This is a genomic window from Blautia sp. MSK.18.38 (genome assembly GCF_024460535.1).
Taxonomy (GTDB): Bacteria; Bacillota; Clostridia; order Lachnospirales; family Lachnospiraceae; genus Blautia_A; species Blautia_A fusiformis.
Map to the genome: position 1 here is coordinate 25,725 of NZ_JANFYP010000031.1, position 7,025 is coordinate 32,749.

Genomic DNA, 7,025 nt, shown 5'->3' on the forward strand with positions numbered 1-7,025 from the left:
CGGCAGCCCTTTTTCCAGGAAGAATAATCGGAGGTTTGTATGAGATACATAAAAGAAATCATGATCGTGGCAGTCTGCCTGATGGTACTCAGTTTTTGCGTATGTACCGGTTTTGGCATTTACTTTATGTACCGGGAAGGTGTGCAGGAATATGAAGACCTGCGTACATACGTCAAGGAAACAGATGAGGATGACCACACAGAAGGAACAGACGGAAGCGATGGGAAACAGACCGTGGTTGATTTTAAGGCATTAAAAAAGATCAATCCGGATATCGTTGCATGGATCCGGATCCCAGATACCAGCATTGATTACCCGGTAGTTCAGGGAAACGATGACTCCTATTACCTGACGCATACTTTTAAGAAGACAGAACATGTGGCAGGGGCCATTTTCCTGGATTCCGATAACAATGCCGATTTTTCTGATGACAAGAACATCATTTATGGTCACAATATGAAAGATGGCAGCATGTTCCGCGGACTTCGAAATTTCCTTGGCGATAAATTTTTAAAAGAACACCATATCCTCTATCTGTATCTTCCGGATGAAGGGGTATGGATCTTTGTGATCGTAAAATGCGAGTATACACCGGCAGATGGAGATGCTTTTTTACTTGGAACGCAGGAAGAAGTCCCGACGCTTCTGCTTTCCACCTGTGGAACAGATGCCTCCAAACGTCTGGTCATATGGTGTGAAAGGCAGGAAGAGAAAGGTGGGCAGATAGAATATTCTGACGAGGAAGCAGAAGTACAGGAAGCTACGGATGATCTTGCTTTCTTAGATGGGGAGTTTGTAGAAAACGAAACCCATGATTTTATTTAAATGTTTGCAGAAATTTAATGGATAATTTCTAAAAAATATAACATTTTAATTTTCAGGTCTTTCTGGATGGACAGGAACAATAATAGTCTATCCGGGAGGACCTTTTTTTTATTGCAAGAATGGCGTAAAATGGCACTTTTGATGGAAATACGATTGCAGAAAAATGAAAAAAGAAATATTAGTTCTGACTATCATGTCCAGTATGCCGCAAATCATTTGGAGAAGGCGAAGGACGTGTTTATGAAAGCGATGAAGATCCTCTGGATTTATATAGCCCAGTGGAAGGAAAAATAGAAATTAAACTGAGATGATAAAAAAATATAGAAAAAAGAATTGACAATTGTATTCTACAGTTGTAGAATACAATTAACTTCTACAGATGTAGAAAATAAAATTCTAGGAGAATCCACGATGAAGACAAAATTTATGACACTTATGACGGTAGCAACACTTGGGATTTTTTCAGCTGCAACGGTTATGGCAGCAGGAAATAACGATTTCTATACACAGCCGCCGGCTGGATCTGAATGGGAAAAAGCAGATACGGAAGGTACCTATGCAAGCTATACGAACGGAAATGATTATGTAAATATCTATAAATATTCACTGGAGGATGTCAAAACAGGGATTGCCAAATGCAATGACACATACGATGCCTGCTATCAGACAATTTATTCAGAAGGAAACAGCCTGTATATGGCAGTGGGATATGCAAAAGATGCAGATGACATCAGTGACGTCAGAAAATTTGTAGAATATATTTCGTATCCTGGAAATCCTTCACTTACCAGACAGGAGAATGAAAACCAGACCGATGATTCTTCTGATGATTCTGATAAGGCAACTACAGATACTGCCAGTCAGAAGTCAGGAGGAGATTCAGATTCCTCCGATACAGAAGAAAATGCTTCTGCAAAATCCTCGGACAGCAATGATGATTCCGATATCCTTTCTACTTCACCAATGACATTAGTTGACAGTGATGGAAATACCATTGAGATTAATTACATTCTTCACAAAGATTATTCTTGTGAATATCGTGGAGATGATGGAATGAACTATACCGATAATGGGGATGAGACTTATACCGACGAAAATGGAAATACCTACTCAGCTCTGAATGATGATACTCATCATCTGGGACATACGTTGGAACAGCATGACCTTCAGGATGCAAACGGTAATACTGTGACGGTTACGGAAACTACAAATGGTGATTATTATTTCCAGGATGAAAATGGTACAGGATTTACGGACAACGGAGACGGGACATGGAGTGATGAAAATGGCAGCAGTTATACAGAAATAGACTGATAGTGGTCAGTAGCTGCAGGAATGGCAAGGGCATTTGCAAATTGTGCAAAAGCCCTTGCCATTTCCGTGAACCGTGGTAAAATAGAGTTATTCCTACATTTGTAGAAAATATGTAACAGGAGGTATGAAAAAGTGAAAAAAACTTACCAGAGACTTCCGGAATCAGAGCTGGATATTATGCTCGTTCTTTGGAATAATACTCCGCCGATGACCAGACCGGAGATCGAGAAAGTGATCAATATGAAGAAAAAGCTTGCATCAACAACAATTTTGTCATTGCTGACCAGATTGGAGAACAAAAATTTCGTGGAAGTGACGAAACAGGGAAAAATGAATCTGTATACACCCCTGGTTTCGCAGTCAGATTATCAGGCACATGAAAGCCAGAGTGTTCTTGAGAAACTTTATGGGAATTCACTAAAAAAGTTTGTAACTTCACTTTATCATGGAAAGAAGATCAGCTCAGAAGAAGTCCAGGATCTCAGTGAATTTCTTAAGAACCTGGAGGACAGGGAGGAATAGCAAATTATGGAAGTTCTTATTCTGCACATTCTGAAACTGAATATTATTGCAGCAGTAGTAATTTTACTGGTAAAAGTGCTTGCGACTCTGTTTAAAGGACGTGTATCAGCGAGATGGAAGTACTTTATCTGGCTATTGATTACGATAAGCCTTTGTGTTCCGGTGCGCCTTCCGGAGAATCTGGCACTGGTGGATTTCAAAGTACTTAGAAGCAGTCAACAGAATACGCAAAACCCGAAGATAACGGATTACGCAGTCAGACCAGAGAAAAGTCAAAAGATAACAGAAACCGTATCATCTGCGAGCAATGACATGAAAAATTTGACAGAAATCCCGGAACAAAAGAGAACTGTCAGGTACGAATCAGATAAATGGCTGGGAATTGTGGCTTTGATTTTTGCTGCTGTCTGGCCGAGCGTAGCGGTACTTAAACTGACAGGAGAATTGCTGGCATATTATTTTTCTATAAGGAATCTGGAACGGATGAGTCTACAGGTAAGTGATACGGTGAGTATTCAGATGTACCGTGCAGCGTGTCAAAAGAAGCACGTACGCAGAATACCGGAACTCAGGCAAAACGCAGGTCTTACCACACCGCTTCTTGCAGGACTTTTACATACAAAATTGTATCTACCAGCAACCGGGTATTCAGCAGAAGAAAGAAAACTTATCTTTTACCATGAACTTACACATTATTGCCATCGGGATCTCTGGTATAAGATGCTCCTTCGAATCTGTGCATCGATATACTGGTTCAATCCCTTTCTTCTTATCATGCTGAAAGAAGCGGATAAGGATATTGAAAATCTGTGTGATACAGCGGTTGTTCGCAGAGTTAATAAAAAGGAACATAAATTATATCGACAGCTGCTTCTCAGGACAGTGGCCATGGAAAATCAGATTCCATATGTGACAGCAAGTCTTAATGACAGCGAAATGGTGTTTAAAGATCGGATTCTGTATATGGTGAACATTCGGAAACTCCGCAAAGGAATTCTTCCGGGAATTCTTGTGACGCTGCTGCTTGCAGGCGGTAATCTGGTATTTAATGTCTCTGCCGGGACAGATACAGTTTCAGTAGAGACGGAGAAGTCTGGTATTGAAAAAAATGCAGATCCAGAGAAAAATAATGTACCGGATTATGCACCGTTTTCTGAAATGGTAACTATGCAGAAAGCTGCTGAAACACAGGACGAAGGAGGAGTGACAGAGAATACAGATACAGAGGATTCTGTAGACGAAGAGGAAAAAGCGGATGCGGAAACAAATGATGAACCTGCCATGGAAAACAGCGGACAGGTAAGTGAAACGACCGATGATGGAATTACCTCTGACAACAACGGGTCTGTTTCATCTTATGAAAATCTGCCAGCAGGCGTACCATATACCAGTGGATTCACTACTACTTCCGGTGTAGCATCAATTGTAGCACCGGGTGGAGGAGATGAAGAATCCAGAGTTCTTTACGATAACGGAGATGGGACCTATTCTGATGCTTATGGGAGCCGATACAGTTATCAGGGAGATGGAAACTGGGCAGATGCCAATGGAAATTCATATCGTACCTGGAATGACGAAGGTTATCATTTCGGAAACCAACTGGAACAGCATGAACTTCAGGGCAGTAACGGTACTGTTAATGTAATAGAAACAACAAACGGAGATTATTATTATTGTGACGCAGATGGGGTCGGATACACAGACAATGGTGACGGCACCTGGACGGATGAGAATGGGAACATCTATACAGAATAAACAAAGAAGCAGGACAATGGGGATGCTACCCAATGCCCTGCTCCTTTGTTTATTCAAAATGAACCGTAATATATTTTTGATTGCGACTTTTAGGTTTATCGGGAATCGTCATTTCTAATTGCCCAGATTCTAAAAGCGGATTGATATGCTTCAAAGTGAAGTTTCTTAAATCTTTGAAGCCGCAAAATGCTGCAAGCTCTTTCTTTGATTTTGATGTTGTGCAAAAAGCCAAAATCTGTTTTGATACCGTTGATGATTCCGATTTCTGTCTGTCAGCCAGATTTTCCAATGGGATAAATTTACTGGATTTACGCACAAGGCTGTAACATTCGTTGATTAAGATACGGATTAACCAGGCCCGGGCATAGTTATCGTTTTTTAATGTACCGACGTTGAAAAAAGCCTTCACAATTGTATATGGGTAAGAAGTAAGACAGGTATATCATGTCAACAGAGGGGAAAGTTTTATTTCCTCTATTATTAAAAAAATAAAGTTTATTTGGGGATATTTTGAAAAACTGTACGTCTAATTTATGTAAATGAAAATTGCCGGCCGGATAAAAAAGGTGGTGTTAAAGTGACCAAAGAAGAATTAGGGACGTTGATTCTCAATTCAGAGAGACAATTGTATTCTACTGCCAAAACAATTTTAATTAACGATCAAGATTGTGCGGATGCTATTCAGGAAACGATTGTTAAGGCATTTTCAAAGATTGGAACTTTGAGAAATGACAAATATGCCAAGACTTGGTTGATTCGTATATTGATCAATGAGTGTTATACTCTTTTGAGAAAGTCGAGTAAACTTGTTTCTTTGGAAGGGATGAGTGAAATGACAGAAATTGAGACAGATCAGAAAACTGACTACAGTGACTTGTACAGAGCCGTAAATTCTTTGAAAGAAGAATTACGAATGCCAGTTATTCTGTACTATATTGAGGATTTCAACATAAAAGAGATTGCGCAGATTCTTGAGATAACCGAGGGAGCAGTTCAAAAAAGACTTGCCAGAGCACGGGGAAAGCTTAAGCGTAATTTACAGGAAAGTGAGGAGTTGACAGTATGAGGTTAGAGGATATGAAAAAAAATATTCCTGAAACTCCGGAGTTCATCCACACGATGATCCAAAGCGAAGTGAAAAAACAGCTTCAGGACACGAAGGTGGTTAATATTCAGACAAGGAGAGTGAAAAAATGGACAGGTGCCAGAGTGGCTGCAGCAATAGCCGTATGTGTATTGGTTACATCGACCATAGTCTATGCAGGTGCCAAATTATATCATATGTTTTTAGAAAAACAAGGAGCCTACAGTATCGTAACGGGAATTAAGGCGGATGGCAGCACAGGGAAAATTAATCTTCCTGAAAAAATTCATGATATAGATATCTCAGCAGGATATATTCCAGAAGGTATGGAATGGATTGATGAATTCCATCTGGAATATCCTGAGCATGATCGAATCGGAGGATTCAGCTTTGCATCTGTGCTTTTAGACGGGGATGATTTGAGCAAAGTAATGCAAGATAAGAATGTTGTTGACTGTGAGGAACGAACTTTTGGCAATTATGAAGGTGTATATCTTAAATATAATGACCTGGCAGAGGATGGATCTTTTAATCAAAGGATTTATCTTCTTCGCCCAGATATATATCGTGTAATTACTGTTTATATCGGTGATGATATTTCAAAAGAGGATGCCATTAAAGTGGTAGATAACCTTGTAATCACCGAAAATGATACAATGATTGAAACCGCTGGTTTGTATACGTGGAGCGAAATGGTATCCCCTGAAGAATCATCGGGAGAAGCAGTGATGACTTCTATTGCAGATAATAAATTGCTAATGCATCAGATTGGTGAAGTGTTTGATATATCAGCATCTGGTGAAGACAGAGATGGCAACTATATTGAAAATGATAAAATTTTAGTTTGTGTTGATGCTGTTCAGGTGGAAGACAATCTGCAGCTGCTTGGTCAGAATAATGTGCCGGAAGAATGGACTGATGCAGTTGGAACTGATGGAAATTTAGTAAATAATACGCTGTCTTATATTAAGTCCGGTAATGGCATTGATTCAGTGGATGAGATTGTAAAAACAGAAAGTGTGAAACAAAAGCTCGTCTATGCGACAGTTACTTATACCAATAAGTCAGATGAAGAAATTAACCATATGCTTTATATTGGTACATTGCTGTTGATGGACCATGAAGATGGATCATATCAAATTTACGATCCGACAGAACAGTCCGGAGATGACTACAATCGTGTTATATGGGATGGTGTTGCACGTACAGCTGAAATGACATACAACAGTATATCAGAGGATTATGGAAATGGAGGAAACTATATTTCTTCATTAAAACCTGGTGAGAGTATACAGGTGAATATGGCATGGATCGTAAATGAGAATGACTTGAATAATATATATCTGAATCTTAACGGTGATGGAGCTGCATATGAGTTTTCAGATTCAATGTTAAAAACAGGATTGGTGGACATATATCAGTAATGAAAATCTTATTATAGAGAAGAGGCTGTCCGTAGTGGGCAGCTTCTTTTAGATGCAGCGTTCGGGACGGATTGCTTAAAAACATCGTTTCAGATGCGATA

7 protein-coding genes are annotated in these 7,025 nt (G+C 39.6%); 6 read left to right on the plus strand and 1 reads right to left on the minus strand.

What is annotated here, in order from left to right:
• Positions 1–39 precede the first annotated feature (39 nt).
• The 4 genes from srtB to NE638_RS15655 all read left to right on the plus strand — a co-directional run bounded on the left by srtB (position 40) and on the right by NE638_RS15655 (position 4,416).
• Positions 40–825 carry a class B sortase gene (gene srtB, locus NE638_RS15640; RefSeq protein ID WP_059085779.1) on the plus strand — a complete coding sequence of 262 codons (786 nt, stop codon included), beginning with the start codon at positions 40–42 and terminating at the stop codon, positions 823–825.
• 411 nt (positions 826–1,236) lie between these two features.
• A complete protein-coding gene (locus NE638_RS15645) occupies positions 1,237–2,139 on the plus strand; it encodes a hypothetical protein (protein WP_015542765.1) in 903 nt (300 codons plus the stop codon).
• 132 nt (positions 2,140–2,271) lie between these two features.
• Positions 2,272–2,661, plus strand: a complete 390-nt coding sequence (locus NE638_RS15650; protein WP_026649345.1) for a BlaI/MecI/CopY family transcriptional regulator — start codon at positions 2,272–2,274, stop codon at positions 2,659–2,661.
• Positions 2,662–2,667: 6 nt separating this feature from the next.
• On the plus strand, positions 2,668–4,416 hold the full coding sequence (locus tag NE638_RS15655) for a M56 family metallopeptidase (RefSeq protein ID WP_173746647.1): 1,749 nt from the start codon (positions 2,668–2,670) through the stop codon (positions 4,414–4,416).
• A 49-nt stretch (positions 4,417–4,465) separates the two neighbouring features.
• Here NE638_RS15655 and NE638_RS15660 read toward each other — a convergent pair whose 3' ends face one another.
• Positions 4,466–4,732 (minus strand): Fic family protein, encoded by a 267-nt coding sequence (locus NE638_RS15660; RefSeq protein ID WP_227235022.1) that lies wholly within the window; start codon positions 4,730–4,732, stop codon positions 4,466–4,468.
• Positions 4,733–4,993: 261 nt separating this feature from the next.
• On the opposite strand from NE638_RS15660, the gene NE638_RS15665 reads away from it, so the two are divergent.
• On the plus strand, positions 4,994–5,482 hold the full coding sequence (locus tag NE638_RS15665) for a sigma-70 family RNA polymerase sigma factor (RefSeq protein ID WP_118567189.1): 489 nt from the start codon (positions 4,994–4,996) through the stop codon (positions 5,480–5,482).
• An 11-nt stretch (positions 5,483–5,493) separates the two neighbouring features.
• On the plus strand, positions 5,494–6,924 hold the full coding sequence (locus NE638_RS15670) for a hypothetical protein (RefSeq protein WP_244094873.1): 1,431 nt from the start codon (positions 5,494–5,496) through the stop codon (positions 6,922–6,924).
• Positions 6,925–7,025: the final 101 nt, after the last annotated feature.